This is a genomic window from Kitasatospora cathayae, assembly GCF_027627435.1.
GTDB classification, from domain to species: Bacteria; Actinomycetota; Actinomycetes; order Streptomycetales; family Streptomycetaceae; genus Kitasatospora; species Kitasatospora cathayae.
The window spans coordinates 5,397,147-5,417,233 of record NZ_CP115450.1 but is presented as its reverse complement, the minus strand read 5'-3'; the positions used below and the strand labels follow the sequence as shown (position 1 = coordinate 5,417,233).

The window sequence follows — 20,087 nt, the reverse complement described above, 5'->3', positions numbered from 1 at the left end:
TCACAGAGCGTCGACCACCGGCCGCGGGACTGTTACTCGCCCGCTCGCCTCCGGGCGCTCCCGATCCGATGCCGACGGTCGGCACTCGGTCGCTCCTGCGTCGCTCCCTCGTTTCTCCCTTTCGGCACCGGCGCGCCCTTTGGCTCGGGGCGGCTCTCAGCCCGACAGCTTGCGCATCAGCCGGACGCCCTGGGCCGGCGTGAGGTGCGGCAGGTAGGCCTTGCCGATCGCCCTGGTGATGCCGGGCAGCGCGGCCGGGTCGGGGTAGGCCATGTACATCGGCCGGTACTCCGGCTGGAACTTCGCCTTGAACGCCAGCAGTGTGCGGAAGCCGTACACCGGCTCCAGCACCCCGCCCATCCAGTCCAGCATCCGCTGCAGCCCGGTGGGCTCCTCGTCCTGCCTGGCGCGGGCCAGCGGCGCCCCCGACAGCGACAGGAAGCGCGCGCCCTCGCCCTTGAAGCCGAGCGCGGCGGAGGCGATCAGGAACTCGTTCACGCCTCGGAAGCCGTCCGAGCGCCGCCGCATGAAGTCCAGCGTCCAGCCGACCGGCACTCCGTCCTCGTACACCGGCATCCAGCTGGTCAGCCCGTGCACCACCCGCTCGCCGTCCAACGCGACCAGCACCCGCACGTCCGGGTCGTCCAGCTCCTCCAGCCCGCCGAGGGTGAACCCCATCTCGGGCAGGCCCTTCTCGGAGACCCACTCCTCGGAGATCGCCCGGATCTGTTCCCGCAGCGCGAGCGGCGCCTCGTGGTACGTCCACCACTCCGCGGTGACGCCCTGCTTGCCGGCCTTGTTCAGGGCGGTGCGGATGTCCTGCCACTTGCGGCCGGTGAAGGCCAGCTCGGGCAGCGGCACCACGGTGTCCTCGGCGACCTGCACCGAGCGCCAGCCCAGCTGCGCGGCCGCCGCCCTGGTCTCGGCCGAGACGCTGTAGAAGCACGGCGTCCAGCCCCGCGCGTCGCAGTACCGGGCGAAGCCGGCCACCGCCCGGGCCCGGTCCTCCGCCGCGCCGAACGGGTCGCCGGTGGTCAGCGCCACGGTGCCGACCACCCGGTAGGCGACGGCCGCGCGGCCGCGCTCGTCGAACCAGTAGTGGTTGCCGTCCCAGGTGGTGATGAAGGACAGCGTCCCGCCGCCGTACGCGGTGAGCAGCGCCCGGGCCCGGGCGGCCGCCGCCGCGTCGGTGCGCAGCATCGGACGGCGGAACGCCGACAGCAGCGCGACCAGCGCGACCACCCAGAACGCCAGCCCGCAGTACGTCTCCAGGACCAGCGCCACCGGGCCGACCGCGATCGGGTAGTCCGGCAGCAGGTCGTTGTAGGCCGGCGGCAGGAACTGGGCCGGCAGCCCGCTCGCCAGCCCGCGCAGGCCCGCGCCGGGCTCGAACTGCCCGGCCACCAGCCGGCCGAGGCCGACGTACGCCGCCGAGGCGGCCAGCGCGGCCCCGCCGACCACCACGGCCAGCCGGCGCACCGCCCGGCCGGACAGCCGCAGCCGGAACCGCTGCCGGGTCGCCAGCAGCAGGACGGTGGTCAGCAGCGGCAACAGCATCGCCTCGACGAAGTACTGCACCACGTCCCCGCTGACCGGCCCGGCCTCGAAGTACAGCCAGCCCAGCAGGGCCACCCAGAGCAGCTCGGTGGCGACGGTGATCCGCCAGGCGAACCGCAGGCCCCGGCGCAGTCCCTCGGCGAGCACCAGCAGCAGCGCCGGGAACAGCGCGGCCATCAGCCGGCCGGGGGTGTCGAAGATCCGCTCGACGGCGTGCGCCCGGGCGCAGTCGTGCGCCGAGACCGCGCAGAAGTCGGCCACCTCCTCCGGGCTGAGCCGGTGTGAGAGGTACAGCTCGGAGAAGGTGTTGAAGGGCCCGCTGGCGTTGTCGTACAGCGAGGCGATCAGCGGCCCGCAGGCGGCGGCGACCAGGCAGAGCGCGACCAGCACCCGGGTCTCGGTGTGCGAGGAGCGGTGGCTGCGCAGGTACGGCCGGGCGTGGCTGAGCAGCGCGCCCGCGCCGAGGCCGACCAGTGCGGCGGCGCAGCGCTGGACGCTCTGCAGGTGGCCGACGTACAGGGTCATGACCAGCGGGACGAGCAGCACCAGCAGGTGCAGCCGGCGGCGCCAGAGCACGGTGAGCCGGTAGCCGAGCACCCCGGCCAGGGCGAACAGGCCGACGCCGGGCCCGACCGAGGTCTGGTCGGCCACCGAGGCGGTCCACTGCTCGCCGGCCGCGGAGCCGAACTCGACCAGCCCGGTGCCCAGCAGGGTGCCGGCGACCTGCCCGCCGATCAGCACCGCGAGGGTGCGCAGCCGGCCGAGCCGGCGCTCGGCGGCCGGGCCGACCAGGAGCAGCAGCAGGCTGGTGAACGCGTACGCGCCGATGCCGGGGCACCACAGCAACGAGCTGACCGGCGTCCACCAGCGGCCCTCGCCGAGCGTGGGCAGGCCGACGCCGGTACGGGCGAGCAGCCGCGCGGACGGCCCGCCGGACAGGCTCCCGGTGGCCGCGCCGAGCACCCAGAGCCCGGCCAGCAGCGTCAGCGTCAGCGGCGCCGAGCACAGCTGGTCGCCGAGCACCCGGGCCGCCCGGCGGATCCGCTGCGGTCCCGGCTCCGGCGTGCGGGTGACCGGGGCGAGGCCGGCGCCCTGCTCCTGGGTGGCGGCCCGGGGTGCCGTGATCTCCTCGTCCTGCCGCTGCGTCCGTTCCCGCCGGCTGGCGGTGGCCGGTGCGGTGCCCGTCCCGATCACCGGGTGAGCCCTGTCTGCTGGGCCAGCCACGGGATCTGCTGGACGATGCCGGGGCGGAAGACGACCCAGCCGTGGGCGCCCGGCATGAGTTCGAACTTCGCCTTCGTCCCTGCGGCCTGCGCGGCCTGGTAGACCTTCTCCATCTGTGGCCTGAACTCCCTGTCGTTCTCGCCGACGACGAAGGCGACGTTGGTGTCCGGGAACCTGCCGCGCGCCATGACGTGCAGCGGGTCGACCGTCTCGAACTTGGCCTCGTCGCCGCCGAAGGCCGCCTTGACGGTGTCCTCCCGGGTGCCCAGGGTGGGCTCCTCCTGCCCGGACATGTCGAGCACGGTGCCGTACACGTCGGGCGCGTTGACCCCGAGTTGCAGCGCACAGGTGCCACCCATCGAGGCACCGCCGATCGCCCAGGACTTCCGGCCGGCGGCGGTCTGCAGGTTCTTGTGGATCCAGTTGGGCACGTCCACCGCGAGGTAGGTCTGGGCCTTGGCGATCTTCGAGTCCAGGCAGAGCGTGTTGGCCCAGGTCGAGCCGAGCTGATCTGCCATCACCACGATCGGTGCCAGACCGCCGTGCTTGGCGGCGAACGCGTCCAGCGACTGGTTGATCTGCCCGGAGAGAACCCAGTCCCCCGGCGCACCGGGTTGACCGGAGAGCATGACGACGACCGGCAGCAGCGGTCGCGGGGTGGCCTGGTAGGCGGGCGGGAGGTAGACGTACGCGTCGCGCGCCTTGAAGCCGGACTTGGTGCCGGGGATCGGCACCACCGAGACGGTGCCCTTCTCGGGCAGGTTCGCGGGCGGCCGCCAGAGCTCGTCGAGCACCTGCTCCGGCGGGGCGGACAGGGTCTGCGCGGCCTTCGCGGTGACCAGGTCGTCCGTCTTGGTCAGCCACGGCGCCAGCATCACCCGCCCGCTGGGGAACTGACCGAAGCCGATGTTGACCTCGGAGGCGGCCATCAGCAGGACCAGCGCGCTGAGGCCGAGGGCGAGGCCGCGGCGCGGCCAGGACAGCCGGCGCATCCGGTAGCCCGCCAGGCAGAAGCCGAGCAGGGCGACGGCCACCCACCAGGTGACGTACCGGGGCGTGCCCTCCGGGAAGGGGTGCCACCAGCCGTCGACGACGACGTCCAGCAGCAGGCTGAGCGCCGCCGCGGTGATCAGTGCGGCGGGCAGGCGGAACCGCCACCAGCGGCGTTCGCGGCCCAGCGACAGCGCGAGCAGCGCGGCCCAGCCGGCGACGGACACGGCGTGCGGGATCGGTCCGTGGGTGAGCGGCCAGTCGATCGGGTTCCAGCGGGTGGCCAGGGTGAGCGTGGTCATGCGGCTTTGCCCGGCGATGTGGTGTCGGCCAGGAATCCGTAGGCGACGACGTTGCCCTCGTAGCCGTGTTCCTCGCTGTACGCGCCGCCGCAGGTGATCACCCGCAGCTGAGCGTCGGCGGCCTGGCGGTAGACCCGGTCGTCCGGGAAGTCCTTTCGGTCGTGCACTTCGATGGCGTACAGCTGGTAGACGGCGGTGGCGCCGTCGGCCCGGGCGATCTCGATCCGGTCCCCCCGGCGGAGCGCCCCCAGGTGGTAGAAGACGGCCGGCCCGGCCCGGTTGTCGACGTGTCCCACCAGGATGGCGGTGCCGCGCTGGCCGGGGCTGGCGCCGCCGCGGTACCAGCCCGCGAGGTTGCGGTCGGTCGCGGGCGGGGTCTGCAGGTGGCCGTCGGAGTCCAGGCCCAGCTCGGTGACCGGGGCGTCCAGCCGGACGGCCGGGATGCGGATCCTGGTCGGGGTTGACGGGCCGAGCGGCGGGACGACGGAGACCGGGGCGAAGCCGAACAGCGCCTGCCCGGCGCCCGGCGCGGGCGGCAGCACGGGCGAGCCGCCGTCGTGCAGCAGCCAGGCGCCGAGCACCAGTGCGGCGCCGGCCGCCAGGGTGCCCGGCCAGGGGCTCCTGCTCTGCTGGTCGCCCACGGGTGCTCCGCTCTGCCGGCCCGGATTCCATTCCTGGGAGTTTCCTGGGAACTCATTCAATCGGATCGGACCCTAAGGCACGTCCCCACCACGGTCGTATCCGCACCCGCCGATCGGCAGGGTCGACGCCCCCGATCCCGCGCCGAGTCGACATTCGGACACTCAGCGTGACCACGTTGTTCCGCGGACGGGCGCGGTGCTACCACCCGTCGAACAGCATCGACGTTCCGGCCCGCCGGTTCGGTTGCGTCAATCGGGCGATCGATCACGACCGTTCGCTGCGCCTCTCCGACCGTTCCGGACCGCGTGCCATGCTGACCCGGTCACGGGCTCCTTCCCCCTCCGGTCCCACCGGACTTCCGCACGCCGCACGCGAGCCGCCCCCACGACGCCCGCGCCCCCGCACCTCGCTCGCACGCCGCCCGCCTGCCGAACGCCTCATGAACGGAGTGACCATGGACGCGCTCTCCCGCCGCACCCTGCTGGCCGCCGGAGCGGCCACCGCCGCCACCCTGGCGGCGGGCTGCGGCAGCGACCGGGCCGCCGGCGGCGGGGAGTACGCGGCCCTCGGCGCCGTCCCCGTCCCCCCGGCGCCCCACGAGCAGAGCGCCACCCCGGCCCCGGCCCCGCAGAAGCCGCAGGTCGCGCTGATCGGCGACGGCTCCACCTCCGACACCGGCCCGCAGCCCCACCAGCCCGTCGTCGAGCGGCTCCAGCCCGGCCAGCGGCCCCCGCAGTTCGTGGTCTTCTCCTGGGACGGCGCCGGCGAGCTCGACAACGGCCTGTTCACCCGCTTCCGCCGGCTCGCCCAGGAGCACAACGCCTCGATGACCTTCTTCCTCAGCGGCCTCTACCTGCTGCCGGAGTCCAAGAAGGACCTGTACCGCCCGCCGCAGCACAAGGTCGGCGCCTCCGAGATCGGCTACCTGAGCGACCAGCACATCCGCGCCACCCTGGAGAACGTGCACGCCGCCTGGCTGGAGGGCCACGAGATCGGCACCCACTTCAACGGCCACTTCTGCGGCTCCACCGGCGTCGGCCAGTGGTCCCCGGAGGAGTGGGACAGCGAGATCCAGCAGGCGATGGACTTCGTGACGAACTGGCGCACCAACACCGGCTTCACCGACCTGCCGGCGCTGCCGTTCGACTACCGCAAGGAGCTGATCGGCAGCCGCACCCCCTGCCTGGAGGGCCAGCGCAACCTGCTGCCCACCGCGGTCAAGCGCGGCTGGCGCTACGACAGCAGCGGCAACGGCACCCAGGTGTGGCCGCAGAAGATCCAGGGCGGCGCGCTGTGGGACCTCCCGCTGCAGTCCATCCCCTTCCCCGGGCACACCTTCCAGGTGCTGTCGATGGACTACAACATCATGTTCAACCAGTGCGGTCCCAACACCAAGGCCGACCCGGCGCTCCACCCCGGCTTCCAGGCCCAGGCCCGGGACTCCTACCTGATGGGCTTCGACCGCACCTACAACAGCAACCGGGCGCCGTACATCATCGGCAACCACTTCGAGGAGTGGAACGGCGGCATCTACATGAACGCCGTCGAGGACGCGCTCAAGTCGATCGCGGGCAAGCCGGAGGTCCGGCTGGTGTCCTTCCGCCAGCTGGTGGACTGGCTGGACGCCCAGGACCCGGCGGTGCTGCGCAAGCTGCGGAGCCTCGGCCCGGGCCAGTCCCCGGCCGGCGGCTGGGAGAACTTCCTCGGCATCCCGGCGGCGCCGCCGCTCCCCTCCCCCACCGCCACCGCTGGCTGACCGTCAGGCCCTGGTGCGGACCCGGCCGGCGAGCAGCGCCCCCAGCGCCGCCACCGCCGCCATCACCAGCAGGATCACCGCGAAGGCGCCGGGCGAGCCGGCGGCCCCGGCACCCTCGTGGGCGGCGGCCGGCGAGCCGCCGCCCAGCGCCGCGAACAGCACCCCCGCCAGACCGGTCAGCAGCACGTTGCCCAGCGCGTCGCTCATCTGCAGCGCGGCCGAGTTGGCCCCGGCGTCCTCCGGCGCGGAGAGCTTCATCATCAGCACGCTGACGCTGGCGACCGTCAGACCCATTCCGACGCCGCCGACGCCCCAGGCCACCGACGCCGTCCAGGCCGGCACCGCCGGGATCAGCACCAGCGCGGCACCCGCGATCGCCACCGCGGTCAGCACGAAGCCGCCCCGGATCATCGCCCCGCGGTAGCGCTCGGCCCCCGGCCGCCCCTGCAGCCACGAACCCAGCGCCCAGGAGAGCCCGCCGCTGGTCAGGGTGAGCCCGGCCAGCGTCGGCGAGAAGTCGCGCTGGGTGGTCATCATCAGCGGGATGAAGGCCTCGGCCGCGAAGAACGCCCCCGCCGCCACCCCGCGCAGCAGGATCACGGTCGGCAGCCCGCGCCCGGCCCGCAGGGTCCGCTTCGGCAGCAGTCCCAGGACGGCCGGCACCAGCAGCGCCGCCCCGGCGATCCCGGGGAGCAGCCCGACCAGGTCGCGCCGCTGGCCCGCGTACTGCAGCAGGCCGGCGCCGACCGCCGCCATCGCGGCCAGCAGGGTGCGGCGGCGGTCGAAGTCCGCGCCGCGGGGCACCGGGTGCTCCCTCTCGGAGCGGGCCAGCGCCGGGCCCATCACCGCCAGCGGCAGCAGGATCAGCACCGGCACGGACAGGAACACCCAGCGCCAGCCGAGGTGCTGGGTGACGGCCCCGGAGACCAGCGGTCCGACGATCGAGGGCAGCACCCAGGCCGAGGAGAACGCGGCGAACACCGACGGGCGCAGCCGCTCAGGGTAGGCCCGGCCGACCACCACGTACAGCGCGACGATCACCAGCCCGCCGCCCAGGCCCTGGATCGCCCGCCCGGCCACGAACACCCACATGCCGGGCGCCGTCCCGGCCACCACCAGACCGGTGCCGAACACCGCGATGCCGGTGAACAGCGGCCGCAGCGGACCGCGCCGGTCGCACCACTGGCCGGAGACGACCAGGGCGAACAGGGTGGTGGTGAAGTAGCCGGAGAAGGCGAAGGCGTACAGCCCGAGGCCGTCCAGCTGGCGGGCCGCGGTCGGCATCGCGGTGTTGACGGCGGTCGCCTCGAAGGCGATCACCAGGACCACCGACACGATCCCCAGCGTCAGCGCGCGGAAGCGGCCGCCGAGGACCCCGCCACCCGGGTCGGTTCCGGAGGGTGTCGGGGCGGGGTCGACCGAGGTGGGGGAGGCAGTGGTCATACGTGACATCGTAAGTTCCGTCCGCGTCGATGACCCCTGACCCGGGTCGGTGATCGGATCGGTCGGCGGCCCTAGGACCGTTGGCCCGGGCGATCGGTGCAGCACCTTGAACCCCACCGCGCCGGAGACGATCAGCAGCAGGCAGCCGATCCGGGCCGGTGCCGATCGGGATGGTGCGCATCGCGTACGCCAGTCCGCCCATGCTGAACAGCAGCGCGACGCCGAAGAAGAGGGCGGCCGGATTGCCGCTGAACTGCCTCGTCTTGTCGTCACCGGGTACGACGCGCTCGTCCGGGGTGGCGGGAAAACGGCCACCGCTTCCGACGGCAGCACACATTGCCATACAGAATTTACAAAAGTTCGTTGACCGCATTCGGGCGATCGGCCATCCTGAATTCACTGGCCGTGTGCCCGAGTGGCTCAGGGAACCGTCTGCAAAGCGGTGTACGCGGGTTCAATTCCCGCCACGGCCTCGGAAAAGGGAATTGCCGGTCGACCCGGAGAAGTCGACCGGCAATTCCGCATTCCACGTTCCGGATAAATGCCGGACCGGGCCCCTCCGCTCAGGCCGTGACGGCGTCCTCCGCCCGGATCGGCAGCCGGCCGACCGGCAGCCCGGTGGCGGCCCGGACGGCGGCCGCGACGGCCGAGGGGGCGACCACCGCGGGCACGGCGCTGACCGCCTTGGCGCCGAAGGTGGCGACCACGTCCCGCTCCTCCAGCAGCGCGGCGATCCGCACCTCCGGGGTGTCCAGCGAGGTGGGCAGCCGGTAGCCGGTGAGCGAGGGGTTGCCCAGCAGCCCGCCCGAGGTCTGCAGGTCCTCCATCAGCGCCAGGCCCACGCCCTGGGCCACGCCCGCCTCGATCCGGTCCTCGATCTGGCGCGGGTTCAGCGCCCGGCCGACGTCCTGGGCGACGGTCATCTCGACCACCCGGACGGCTCCCAGCTCGATGTCCACGTCCACCACCGCGCGCATCGCGCAGAACGAGATGGAGACGAAGGCGTCGCCGTGCCCGGACTCGTCCAGCGGCTCGGTCGGGTGCGGGCGGCACTGCGCGGTGGCCCAGAGCTCCTTGCCCTCGAGCGCCTCGGCGACCGGCATGCCGAGCACCCCGTCGTAGGAGGTGATCTTGCCGTCGGCGATCTGCAGCAGCTCCACCGACATCCCGAAGTTGGCCGCGATCGGCTGCAGCAGCTGGTGGCGGACCATCAGCGCGGCCCGCTCGACCGCCCCGCCGGAGACCCAGGTGTGCCGACCGCGCCCGGAGGGCCCGGCGATCGACTGGTCGCTGTCGGCCGGCGCGATGTAGACCTCGCTGACGCCCAGCACGGTCTGCACGATCTGCCGGGCCAGCGTGGCGAAGCCCTGGCCGGCGTCGACGGCCGCGCAGATCACCGTGGCGTGGTCGCCGCTGACCCGCACGGTGGCGGTGGACACCTCGTCCTCGCCCTCGGCGCCCAGCATGTGCACCATGCCGACGGCGTAGCCGATCCCGCGCCGCACCGCCGCCGGGTCCCCGGCGCCACCGGGCCCGCCGGGCAGCAGCCACTCGGCGTCCGGGTCGTCCACCGGCAGGGCCGGCAGCGGCTCGGCGGCCACCGCGTCCAACAGCGCCTTCACCGGCGCCGGGCAGGTGACGGCCTGTCCGGTGGGCAGCGGGTCGCCGGTGGACATCGCGTTGCGGCGGCGGATCTCCACCGGGTCCACGCCCACCCGGGCGGCCAGCTGGTCCAGCTGCGACTCGTACGCGAAGCAGGCCTGCAACGCGCCCTCGCCGCGCATCCGCCCGGCCGGCGGGTTGTTGGTGCGCACCGCCCAGGCGTCCACGAACACGTTCGGGCAGACGTACGGGCCGACCGAGAAGGCCGTCGCGGCGGCCAGCGCCTCGGCCGAGACGTCCGCGTAGGCGCCGCCGTCCAGCAGGATCTGCGCCTCCACCTTCACCAACTTGCCCTCGGCGTCGGCGTGGTGGCGGTAGCGCAGGAGCGCGGGGTGGCGCGAGGCGTGGGTGTGGAAGGACTCCTCGCGGGTGAGGGTCATCTTCACCGGGCGGCCGGTGCGCAGCGCCAGCAGCGCCAGGGTGACCTGGAAGGAGAGGTCCTCGCGGTCGGTGGTGGCGCCGGGCACGCCGGTGACCACCAGTCGGACCCGGTCCGGCTCCAGGCCCAGGCAGGCGGCGGTGCGGTCGCGGTCGCCGTGCGGGTCGGTGGAGGACAGGTGCAGTTCCACGCCGCCGTCCGGGCGCGGCACGGCCAGGCCGGCCTCGGCGCCGAGCGGGGCCGGGTCCTGCCGGCCGACCTGGTAGAGGCCCTCGACCACGATCTCGCCGGCCGCTTCCGGGTCCCCGGTGCGCAGCGGCAGGTGGCGGAACAGGTTGCCGTCCGGGTGCAGCGCGGGGGCGGTGAAGGACTGCTCGGGGTCGGTGACCGCCTCCAGCGGCTCGTAGTCGACCGCGATCAGGCCGACCGCCAGCCGGGCGGTGTCCGGGTGGTCGGCGGCGACCGCGGCGATCGGCTCGCCGTGGTGGCGCACCACGCCGGCGGCCAGCACCGGCCGGTCGGCGACGATCGGGCCGGCCGGGGCGCCGTCGGGCAGGCCGTCCGGGCCGGGCGGCAGGTCCGCGGCGGTGACCACGGCGTGCACCCCGGGCAGGGCGAGCGCGGCCGAGGTGTCGATGCCGCGGATCCGGGCGTGCGGGTGCGGCGAGCGCAGCACCGCGCCCCACAGCAGCCCCTCGGCCCACAGGTCGGCGGCGTACGGGTAGATGCCGAGCGCCTTGGGCAGCGCGTCGCTGCGCAGTGGGGAGCTGCCCAGGCCGAAGGGCTCCGGTGCGGCGCCGCCCTCGCCGCCGTCCTGCTGGAGTGCTGCGCCGATGTCGGTAGGCGACGTCATGATGCGTGGTCGTCCTCGGGGAGCCGGATTCCGTGGGCGGGGGTGGCGCCGTAGGGGACGCCGGTGGTCGGGGCCCCGTGCGGGTCCGCGTACGGGGTGCCGTGCGGGGGCGTGCCGTCGTGGACGGCACCGGGCAATGGGGTGCCGTGCGCGGGGGTGGGCTCGTAGACCGGGGCGTCGTAGCCGGTGTCGTAGCCGTGCTGCTGCTGGTGGCCGTCCGGGTAGCCGGCCGGCACGTAGGTGCCGTGCGCCGGGGTGGCCTGGTACGGCTGCTCGGGGTAGCCCTGCGGCGGGTAGTACACCTGGTCGTCGGCGGCCTGGGCGGGGATGCCGGGCTGCATCGCGGTCAGCGCGGAGGTGTCGTACACGCCGGTGTCGTAGCCGCCGTCGCCGTAGGGCTGTTCGGCCGGCGCCGGCACCTGGGCGGGTGCGGCGACGGGCTCGGCGGGCGGCTGCGGGACGAGCTCGATCCAGGCCTCGGCGTCGGCGTAGACCGGCGGCTCGACGGCCGGCTCCGGCTCGACGGCGGCGGGCTGCTCGGCGGGAGCGACCGGGGCCCCGGCCTCGGCGGGCGGTTCGGCGGCGGCCTCCTCGGCGGCGGCCGCGGCGGCCCGCTCCGCCTCCTCGGCCTCCAGCGCGCGGGCGTCCGCGACGGTCTGGACGGCGGCCAGCACGCCGCGGTAGCCGGTGCAGCGGCACAGGTTGCCGCACAGCGCCTGCCGGGCCTCGACCTCGGTGGGCCGGTGGTTGCGCTGGAGCAGGTCGTGCACGGCCATCGCCATGCCGGGGGTGCAGTAGCCGCACTGCACGGCGCCGGAGGCGGCCAGTGCCTGCTGGACGTCACTGGCGCCGCCGCCGGCCGACAACCCCTCGACGGTGTTGATCTCGCTGTCGGCGGCCAGCGCGGCGGGCACCAGGCAGCCGGCCACCAGCTGGCCGTCCACCTGCACCGAGCAGGCTCCGCACTCGCCCTGCTCGCAGCCGTCCTTCGCGCCGGCCAGGCCGAGCCGCTCGCGCAGCACGTAGAGCAGGCTCTCGCCGATCCAGGCGTCGGTGACGGGCCGTTCGAAACCGTTGACCCGCAGCGTGTAGGAGGCGCACGGGCGCAGCTCCCGGCTGACCTGCGGAGCGAGGCCGAGCGGATCGGCGTCGAGGGTCTCGATGGGGTCTGTGGTCACTTCAGCGCCCTTCCCAGTGCCCGTCGGGCCAGCACCGATACGGTACGCCGCAGCCGAACGGCGGCCGCGGTCGGCCCCTCGGTCACGGCCTCCCAGGCGCCCTCGGCGCCGTAGTTGTCGGGGACGCAGGCGGCGGCCACGTACTCGCCGAAGGCGGCGCCCGCGGCCGGGTCGATCTCCCGGCTGCCGTCCCAGTCGATGCAGCCGGCCACCCAGGCCTCGGCCTCCAGCGGGCGCAGCGGCACCGGGGCGACGGCGCCGACGGCGCAGCGCACGGCCCGCCGGGCCGGGTCGAGGACGAGCGCGACGGAGGCGGTGGCGCGGGCCGGGCCGCTGCGGCCGGTGGCCTTGAGGAAGACCTGCGGCGCGTGCAGCAGCGGGACCCGCACCCAGGTGAGCAGTTCGCCGGGGCGCACCGGGTCGAGTCCGGTGAGCAGGTGACTGACCGGCACCTCGCGGCTGGCGCCGGCCCGGGCGAGGGTGACGGTGGCCTCCAGCGCGGCGAGCACCGGAAGGGTGTCGCCGGCCGGGGCGGCGGTGACGATGTTGCCGCCGAGGGTGCCGACGTTGCGGACCTGCGGCGGGCCGGCGGTGCGGGCGGCGTCGGCGAGGGCGGGGATGAGCGCGGCGAAGTCGGGGCGGTCCATCCGGGCGTGGGTGAGTCCGGCGCCGAGCACGGCGGTGCCGCCGTCCTCGTAGCGCCAGCCGCGCAGTTCGGTGATCCGGCCGAGGCCGACCAGGGCGGCGGGGCGCAGCCGTCCGGCGTTGACGGCCTCCATGAGGTCGGTGGCTCCGGCCACCGGTACCGCGGCCGGGGCGGCGGCCAGCGCGTCGACGGCCTCGTCGAGCGAGGCCGGCAGCATGATCGTCCGGTTCACCTGGGTCCCACCGTGCTCCACTTGCTCATCGATCGCCTGCCGCCCGCGGCCGCGGCCGCACCGTCCGCGTCAGCTGCCCGGCCTGGCCGTAGGGTACGGGCGATCGGGCCGGGTTGGGCAACTCTGGCACACAATGCTCGATGATCATTTCGGGACCGGTGAACGGGACTGCCCGATTGGGACGGATACCGGGCGGTATCTTCCCCGACCCTGACCGGACCGGGGAAGATGTTCATCTTTTCTTGACGTCGGATGACCGTCCACAAGTTCCCGATGGACACACCAGCGCACCGGAGCACCGGCTCAGCGCACCGGCGGCGGCCCCTCGATCGGCCGCCCCGCCACCCCGGGCCGACGCTGCCAGGGATGCGGGCCGTCCAGCGGGCGGTACTCGACGCCCAGCGCGTCCAGCACCGCCAGGTGGCCGCGCAGCCGCCGCTCGAAGCCCGGGTAGTCGCGCTCGGCCGGCTCGGCGGGCAGCTGGGACCAGGCGACCTCGGCGAAGGCGACCAGCCGGGGGAAGGCCCGGTAGTCGACGTCCCGGGCGCTGTCCGCGAACTCGCTCCACAGGTGGGCCTGGGTGCCGATGACGTGCCGGGCAGCGGCCTCGTCCAGCTGCGCCGGGACCGGCTCGAAGCGGTAGACGTCCTCCAGCGTGCGCACGAAGCCGACCGGGATCGGCTCGTCCGGCCCGTCCGCCTGCCGGTGGTCGAGGTAGACGTGCTGCTCCGGGCACATCACCACGTCGTGCCCGGCCCTCGCCGCCGCGATCCCCCCGCCGAAGCCGCGCCAGGAGGACACCGCCGCGCGTGGCGGCACGCCCCCCTCCAGGATCTCGTCCCAGCCGATCAGCCGGCGGCCGCGCTCGGCCAGCCAGCGGTCGAAGTGCCGGATGAGGTGGCCCTGCAGCTCGTCCTCGTCGGCCAGGCCCAGCTCGCGGATCCGGGCCTGGGCGGCGGCGCTGTCCTTCCACTGCTCCTTGGGGCACTCGTCGCCGCCGAGGTGGACGAACTCGGACGGGAACAGCTCCAGGACCTCCTCCAGCACCCCCTCGAAGAAGCGCAGGGTCTCCTCGGAGGCGTTCAGCACGTGGTGGCTCACCCCCCAGTCCGTCCAGACGCCGAGCGCGGCGGTGTCCACCACATCGGTGTTGCCCAGCTCGGGGTAGGCGGCGACGGCGGCCTGGGTGTGGCCGGGCAGGTCGATCTCCGGGACGACGGTGATCCCGCGCGCGGCCGCGTACGCGACGATCTCGCGCAGGTCGTCCTGGGTGTAGTGGCCGCCGTGCGGGCGGTCGTCCCGGTGCTGCCCGGCCCGGTAGCCGACCATCGAGCGTTCCCGCCAGGCGCCGCGCCCGGTCAGCCGCGGGTAGCGCTTGATCTCGATCCGCCAGCCCTGGTCGTCGGTCAGGTGCAGGTGCAGCACGTTGAGCTTGTGCGCGGCCAGCAGGTCGACGAAGCGCAGCACGTCGGACTTGGGCAGGAAGTGCCGGGCGACGTCCAGCAGCGCGCCGCGCCAGCCGAACCGGGGCGCGTCCGCGATGTCCGCGCCGGGCAGCACCCAGCCGTCCCGGCGCAGCGCGGAGCGGCGGTACGCGTCCGGCCCGAGCAGCTGCCGCAGGGTCTGCGCGGCCCACAGCGCGCCGGCCGGCCCGCCCGCGGCGAGCAGGGCGTGACCGGGGCGCACCGAGATCCGGTACGCCTCGGCGGCCAGGGTGTCGTCCAGGACCAGTTCGATGCCCGCACCCGGGCGGCCCGGAGCGAGCGGCAGCCCGGTGGCCGCGGACAGCGTGCCGCGCAGCCAGCGCTCGGCGTCGGCCAGGCCGGGCGGCGCGGTCAGCGCGGTGGTGGCGTCGAGCGGGAAGTCCTCGTCCGGGCGCCGGACGGCAGTCGAAGGTGCGGGGATGAGGTCCATTCCGCCATATTGCCCAGGCCCGGAACGATTGGCATAGACCACGTCGGAAACGCGGTGCCATGCGAAACGGCGCCCAGCGGACGGTTACTGCTTGTCGCCGTCGCCGCCCTGCGGCTTGCCGATGCCGTCGTAGATTTCCTTGCACATCGGGCAGACCGGATACTTCTTCGGGTCGCGCCCGGGTACCCACACCTTGCCGCACAGCGCCACGACCGGGGACCCGGAGAGCGCGCTCTCCATGATCTTGTCCTTCTGGACGTAGTGCGCGAAGCGCTCGTGGTCGCCGTCCCCGTGGGACACCTGCGGGACGGGCTCGACCAGGGTGCCGGTGCCGAGGCCGCGCTCGGGCTCAAGAGTGCTCATAGGTGCCAAGTCTATGGGCGCCCGCGGAAACCGGGCCAGTGTCGCGCCGCGGCCCGGGTCCCGGGGCGGGCGCTCAGTTCATCGTCGGGTCGTCCGGGTAGGTCGCCAGCAGGGCCAGCGGGCCGCGCTGGCGGCGCAGCACCGAGCGCCACAGCCGCTCCGGCTCGGGGCTGGAGACGTCCCCGGGCTCGCAGTCCACCAGGTACCAGGCGCCGCTCTCCAGCTCCGCCTCCAGCTGGCCCGGCGACCAGCCGGCGTACCCGGCGAAGATCCGCAGGCTGCCCAGCTCCCCGGCCAGCACCTCGGGCGGCGCCTCCAGGTCCACCAGACCGATCGCGCCGTGCACCCGCCGCCAGCCGAGCGGCTCGCCGCCGCCCGGCTCGCCCGGGGCGACCGCCAGGCCGAGCGCCGAGTCCAGCGCCACCGGGCCGCCCTGGAACACCACCGCGGGCTGGCCGACGAGTCTGGCCCAGCCGTCCAGCACACTGCCCACCTCGACCGGCGTCGGCCGGTTGAGCACCACGCCGAGCGCCCCCTCGGCGTCGTGGTCGAGGAGCAGTACCACCGCCCGGGCGAAGTTCGGGTCGGTGAGCACGGGCGTCGCGACGAGCAGACGGCCGGTGTGCGACCGGCCTCCGTGCGAATGGGCCGCCGTCATGCCACACATGATCCCGCAGAACGGCACCGGTCGGACACCGCAACACTCGAAACCCCGCCACGCCGGACGAACACCCGTACGGCCGAACCGGCGGGCGGGGGCGGGACCGGAGAGAGCACCATCACGGGAGAGGCACACGGGAACCATCGGGACGCCCACTACCATCTACGGTTGGTGGACGCCCCTCTACGGTGCCGACTCGGATTCTCCGGGGGCCCGAACGCGCCCGTACGCCCGTACCACCGGTCCACCACCGGCTCCGCAACGGAGCCGTTCCCACTCCTCTGGCACCCCGGATTGCGAGAACGATGACCGACGACGTCCTGCTGGTCCACGGCGGAAACCCGCTCGAAGGCGAGATCCGCGTCCGCGGTGCGAAGAACCTGGTCCCCAAGGCCATGGTCGCCGCCCTCCTCGGCCAGGGCCCCAGCAGACTGCGCAACGTCCCGGACATCCGCGACGTCAAGGTGGTCCGCGGCCTGCTGCAGCTGCACGGCGTGACCGTGCGCACCGGCGACGAGGACGGCGAGCTGATCCTCGACCCCTCGCACGTCGAGAGCGCCAACGTCGCCGACATCGACGCCCACGCCGGCTCCTCGCGGATCCCGATCCTGTTCTGCGGCCCGCTGCTGCACCGCCTCGGCCACGCCTTCATCCCGGGCCTGGGCGGCTGCGACATCGGCGGCCGCCCGGTCGACTTCCACTTCGAGGTGCTGCGCCAGTTCGGCGCCTCCATCGAGAAGCACCCGCAGGGCACCTACCTGGTCGCCCCGCAGCGGCTGCGCGGCACCAAGATCGAGCTGCCCTACCCCTCGGTCGGCGCGACCGAGCAGGTGCTGCTCACCGCCGTGCTCGCCGAGGGCGTCACCGAGCTGCGCAACGCGGCCATCGAGCCGGAGATCGTCGACCTGATCTGCGTGCTGCAGAAGATGGGCGCGATCATCACCCTGGGCACCGACCGCACCATCCTGATCACCGGCGTGGACGAGCTGAACGGCTACACCCACCGCGCCCTGCCGGACCGCCTGGAGGCCGCCTCCTGGGCCTGCGCGGCGCTCGCCACCAAGGGCGACATCTACGTCCGCGGCGCCCGCCAGCTGGAGATGATGACCTTCCTCAACACCTTCCGGAAGGTCGGCGGCGCCTTCGAGGTGGACGACGAGGGCATCCGCTTCTGGCACCCGGGCGGCGAGCTCAAGGCCATCGCCCTGGAGACCGACGTGCACCCGGGCTTCCAGACCGACTGGCAGCAGCCGCTGGTGGTCGCGCTGACCCAGGCCACCGGCCTGTCCATCGTGCACGAGACGGTGTACGAGTCCCGGCTGGGCTTCACCGGCGCGCTGAACCAGATGGGCGCGCACATCCAGCTCTACCGCGAGTGCCTGGGCGCCACCCCGTGCCGCTTCGGTGCGCGCAACTTCCTGCACTCCGCGGTCGTCTCCGGCCCGTCCAAGCTGATCGGCGCCGAGCTGGTCATCCCGGACCTGCGCGGCGGCTTCTCGTACCTGATCGCGGCGCTGGCGGCCGAGGGCACCTCGACCGTGCACGGCATCGACCTGATCAACCGCGGCTACGAGAACTTCATGGAGAAGCTGCGGGACCTCGGCGCCCACGTCGAGCTGCCCAGCGAGCAGCTGGTCGACGCGTAACGACCGGCCCTGACGGCGAGAGGCCGGGCTCCCCGCGGGGAGCCCGGCCTCTCGGACGTTCAAGGGGTGATTCAGATGCCCTTGGCGGCTTCCTTCAGCTTGGAGCCGGCGCTCACCTTGGCGCTGTAGCCGGCCGCGATCTGGATCGGCTCGCCGGTCTGCGGGTTGCGGGCGGTGCGGGCAGCGCGGTGGGTGCGCTCGAAGGTCAGGAAACCGGGGATGGTGACCTTCTCGTCGCCCTTGGCGACGACCTCGCCGACGATCTCGGCGAAGGCGGCCAGAACGGCGTCGGCGTCCTTGCGGGTCACCTCGGCGCGCTCGGACAGCGCGGCCACCAGCTCACTGCGGTTCATGTGTACTCCTGTGGTCTGTTCGCTTGCGGTGTGCGGGGGCCCATCGGTGCTCCCACCGGGGGGCACCCGGATGGGCCGCAGGTCCGCACACTGTGCTCATGCAGGCAATGCGTGGTCGCAGGCCGGGTCCGCACCCGATGCCGCGCGCCGGAGCCTTCGAAAGGCCCGCCCGCCTGGGAACGAATCCTGCCCCGACCGGCCCCGAGAAAGCCAATCGGGCCCCGGCCGAGCCACCCGAACATCGCCCGCACGTTGGAGGTGTGACGCTCCGTCGGCTCCGGCGGACCGGGCGCGGGCGGCGGTCAGGACGACACGCCGGAAGACCAGGGGGACGTTCCGTACTTGTCGGACACGCCTGCCCCGTGCAGGGCTACCGTACGCCCTAGGCACGACAAGCCCAAACACGCCCCTCGCCCTTGTGTCGCAAGGGTTCGGGGCGGGCTTGGGCGAGTATGGCCGCTAATCGGACATTTGACCGATCGGCGACACGTCGTCGGGACGGGTCGTCAGAGCTTGACGGTGGGGAACGAGGCGGTGTCGAGGGTGCCGACGATGCCGGGGGTCGGACGGGCCGGGGCGGGCGCCTGGGCGTCGGCCAGGGCGGCTTCGCGCACCGCGGCGGCGACGGTCTTGGCGACGTCCTTGTTGAAGACGCTCGGGATGATGTAGTTGGCGTTCAGCTCGTCGTCGCCGACGGTGGTGGCCAGCGCCCGGGCGGCGGCGATCATCATCTCGGTGTTGACCGTGCGGCTCTGGGCGTCCAGCAGGCCGCGGAAGACGCCCGGGAAGACCAGCACGTTGTTGATCTGGTTCGGGAAGTCGCTGCGGCCGGTGGCGACCACGGCGGCGGTCTGCCGGGCGACGGCCGGGTCGACCTCCGGGTCCGGGTTGGCCAGCGCGAACACGATGGCCTGGTCGGCCATGGTGGCCAGGTCGTCGCCGTCCAGGACGTTCGGGGCCGAGACGCCGATGAACACGTCCGCGCCCGCCACGGCCTCCTTGAGGCTGCCGGTGCGGCCCGAGCGGTTGGTGTGCTCGGCGATCCAGCGCAGGCTGTCGTTGAGGTCGTCACGGCCCAGGTGGACCACGCCGTGCACGTCCGCGACGGTGGCGTGCTCGACGCCGGCGGCCAGCAGCAGCTTGAGGATCGCGGTGCCGGCGGCGCCCGCGCCCGACATCACCACGCGGATGTCGCCGATCTCCTTGCCGACCACCTTCAGCGCGTTGGTGAGGGCGGCCAGCACCACGATCGCGGTGCCGTGCTGGTCGTCGTGGAAGACCGGGATGTCCAGGGCCTCGCGCAGCCGGGCCTCGATCTCGAAGCAGCGCGGCGCGGAGATGTCCTCCAGGTTGATGCCGGCGAAGCCCGGGGCGATCGCCTTGACGATGGCGACGATCTCGTCGGTGTCCTGGGTGTCCAGGCAGATCGGCCAGGCGTCGATCCCGGCGAAGCGCTTGAACAGGGCCGCCTTGCCCTCCATGACGGGCAGCGCGGCCGCCGGGCCGATGTTGCCCAGGCCCAGCACCGCCGAGCCGTCGGTGACCACCGCGACGCTGTTGCGCTTGATGGTCAGCCGGCGGGCGTCCTCGGGGTTCTCGGCGATCGCCATGCAGACCCGGGCGACACCCGGGGTGTAGATCATGCTGAGGTCGTCACGGTTGCGGATCGGCAGCTTCGAGGACATCTCGATCTTGCCGCCGAGGTGCATCAGGAAGGTGCGGTCCGAGACCTTGCCGATCGACACGCCGTCGATCGCCCGCAGCTTCTCGACGATCTCCTCACCGTGCGCGACCGAGGAGGCCGCCACGGTCACGTCGATCCGCAGCGCCTCCAGGCCGGAAGCCGTGACGTCGAGACCGGTCACCGATCCGCCGGAGGACTCCACGGCCGTGGTGATCGCGCTGACCGCGTTGCCGCGGGCCGGGACCTCCAGTCGCACCGTGATCGAGTTGGAGACACTGGGCACCGTCGCCATCGACGCATCCTTCTTCCGTCTGTCCCGCAGGCTCAACATTTTGTTGAAAGGCATCGCCTGCGCATGCTAGACCTCGATCGTCGCACCTTCCAGGGGCTTGCCAGAAATAACGTTCATTGAGTGTGCGGATCCGACAACCCGACCCGACCGGCCGCGCTCTTCCGCCGTCCACTCCTTGCCTCTCCGGGCCGATGCGTTACATTGGACAGGCACCGGCTCGATCCAAGCCCCCGGGCCCAACCTTCGTCCCTTAGAGGGACCACTTGCCGCGAGGCGAGCATGGCGGGTCGGTGTACTAAACGTCTGAAGG

General features: G+C 73.5%; 13 protein-coding genes, 1 tRNA gene, 1 pseudogene and 1 riboswitch. Of the genes and pseudogenes, 3 read left to right on the top strand and 12 right to left on the bottom strand.

All coding sequences use genetic code 11. The features are described from left to right. Nucleotides 1–156 precede the first annotated feature (156 nt). Genes O1G21_RS24185 through O1G21_RS24175 form a run of 3 tightly spaced genes read right to left on the bottom strand, consistent with a single transcriptional unit; the run spans nucleotide 157 to nucleotide 4,714 of the window. The gene (locus O1G21_RS24185) at nucleotides 157–2,751 is read right to left on the bottom strand and encodes a bifunctional lysylphosphatidylglycerol flippase/synthetase MprF (RefSeq protein WP_270146682.1); all 2,595 of its coding nucleotides are present in this window, start codon (nucleotides 2,749–2,751) and stop codon (nucleotides 157–159) included. Further along, nucleotides 2,748–4,073, bottom strand: coding sequence for an alpha/beta hydrolase (locus O1G21_RS24180; RefSeq protein WP_270146681.1), 1,326 nt, complete (start codon nucleotides 4,071–4,073; stop codon nucleotides 2,748–2,750). The genes O1G21_RS24185 and O1G21_RS24180 overlap by 4 nt, the downstream gene beginning before the upstream one ends. Then, nucleotides 4,070–4,714, bottom strand: coding sequence for a class F sortase (locus O1G21_RS24175; protein ID WP_270146680.1), 645 nt, complete (start codon nucleotides 4,712–4,714; stop codon nucleotides 4,070–4,072). Before O1G21_RS24175 ends, O1G21_RS24180 begins: the two co-directional genes overlap by 4 nt. Nucleotides 4,715–5,169: 455 nt before the next feature. Between O1G21_RS24175 and O1G21_RS24170 the strand changes: the two genes are divergently transcribed. Further along, nucleotides 5,170–6,471, top strand: coding sequence for a polysaccharide deacetylase family protein (locus O1G21_RS24170; protein WP_270151221.1), 1,302 nt, complete (start codon nucleotides 5,170–5,172; stop codon nucleotides 6,469–6,471). 3 nt (nucleotides 6,472–6,474) lie between these two features. Here the strand turns inward: O1G21_RS24170 and O1G21_RS24165 are convergent, their stop codons facing one another. Next, a complete protein-coding gene (locus O1G21_RS24165) occupies nucleotides 6,475–7,914 on the bottom strand; it encodes an MFS transporter (protein ID WP_270146679.1) in 1,440 nt (479 codons plus the stop codon). Between the two features lie 252 nt (nucleotides 7,915–8,166). After that, a riboswitch (guanidine-III (ykkC-III) riboswitch) is annotated at nucleotides 8,167–8,232 on the bottom strand. Between the two features lie 83 nt (nucleotides 8,233–8,315). Here O1G21_RS24165 and O1G21_RS24160 point away from each other — a divergent pair. After that, nucleotides 8,316–8,387, top strand: a tRNA-Cys gene (locus O1G21_RS24160). Nucleotides 8,388–8,477: 90 nt separating this feature from the next. On the opposite strand, the gene O1G21_RS24155 is transcribed toward O1G21_RS24160, so the two are convergent. From O1G21_RS24155 to O1G21_RS24130, 6 genes and pseudogenes are all read right to left on the bottom strand, one after another. Continuing rightward, nucleotides 8,478–10,808 (bottom strand): xanthine dehydrogenase family protein molybdopterin-binding subunit, encoded by a 2,331-nt coding sequence (locus tag O1G21_RS24155; protein WP_270146678.1) that lies wholly within the window; start codon nucleotides 10,806–10,808, stop codon nucleotides 8,478–8,480. A 509-nt stretch (nucleotides 10,809–11,317) separates the two neighbouring features. Continuing rightward, nucleotides 11,318–11,914: pseudogene (locus O1G21_RS24150) on the bottom strand ((2Fe-2S)-binding protein); the annotation flags it as partial. A 68-nt stretch (nucleotides 11,915–11,982) separates the two neighbouring features. Beyond that, nucleotides 11,983–12,849, bottom strand: a complete 867-nt coding sequence (locus O1G21_RS24145) for an FAD binding domain-containing protein (protein ID WP_046385723.1) — start codon at nucleotides 12,847–12,849, stop codon at nucleotides 11,983–11,985. A gap of 318 nt (nucleotides 12,850–13,167) precedes the next feature. After that, the gene (locus O1G21_RS24140) at nucleotides 13,168–14,778 is read right to left on the bottom strand and encodes a beta-N-acetylhexosaminidase (RefSeq protein ID WP_270146677.1); all 1,611 of its coding nucleotides are present in this window, start codon (nucleotides 14,776–14,778) and stop codon (nucleotides 13,168–13,170) included. An 84-nt stretch (nucleotides 14,779–14,862) separates the two neighbouring features. Continuing rightward, a complete protein-coding gene (locus O1G21_RS24135) occupies nucleotides 14,863–15,141 on the bottom strand; it encodes a DUF3039 domain-containing protein (protein WP_030283993.1) in 279 nt (92 codons plus the stop codon). Between the two features lie 73 nt (nucleotides 15,142–15,214). Next, nucleotides 15,215–15,808: a YqgE/AlgH family protein gene (locus tag O1G21_RS24130; protein ID WP_405000700.1), complete on the bottom strand. Its 594-nt coding sequence runs from the start codon at nucleotides 15,806–15,808 to the stop codon at nucleotides 15,215–15,217. Between the two features lie 299 nt (nucleotides 15,809–16,107). Here O1G21_RS24130 and murA point away from each other — a divergent pair, with 299 nt between their 5' ends. Further along, the gene (gene murA / locus O1G21_RS24125) at nucleotides 16,108–17,448 is read left to right on the top strand and encodes a UDP-N-acetylglucosamine 1-carboxyvinyltransferase (RefSeq protein WP_270146675.1); all 1,341 of its coding nucleotides are present in this window, start codon (nucleotides 16,108–16,110) and stop codon (nucleotides 17,446–17,448) included. Nucleotides 17,449–17,519: 71 nt separating this feature from the next. Here the strand turns inward: murA and O1G21_RS24120 are convergent, their stop codons facing one another. Both O1G21_RS24120 and O1G21_RS24115 read right to left on the bottom strand, forming a co-directional pair. Beyond that, the gene (locus O1G21_RS24120; RefSeq protein ID WP_270146674.1) at nucleotides 17,520–17,801 is read right to left on the bottom strand and encodes an HU family DNA-binding protein; all 282 of its coding nucleotides are present in this window, start codon (nucleotides 17,799–17,801) and stop codon (nucleotides 17,520–17,522) included. Between the two features lie 506 nt (nucleotides 17,802–18,307). Beyond that, entirely contained in the window at nucleotides 18,308–19,777 is a 1,470-nt protein-coding gene (locus O1G21_RS24115; RefSeq protein ID WP_270146673.1) for an NAD-dependent malic enzyme, read from the bottom strand. Between the last annotated feature and the right edge of the window lie 310 nt (nucleotides 19,778–20,087).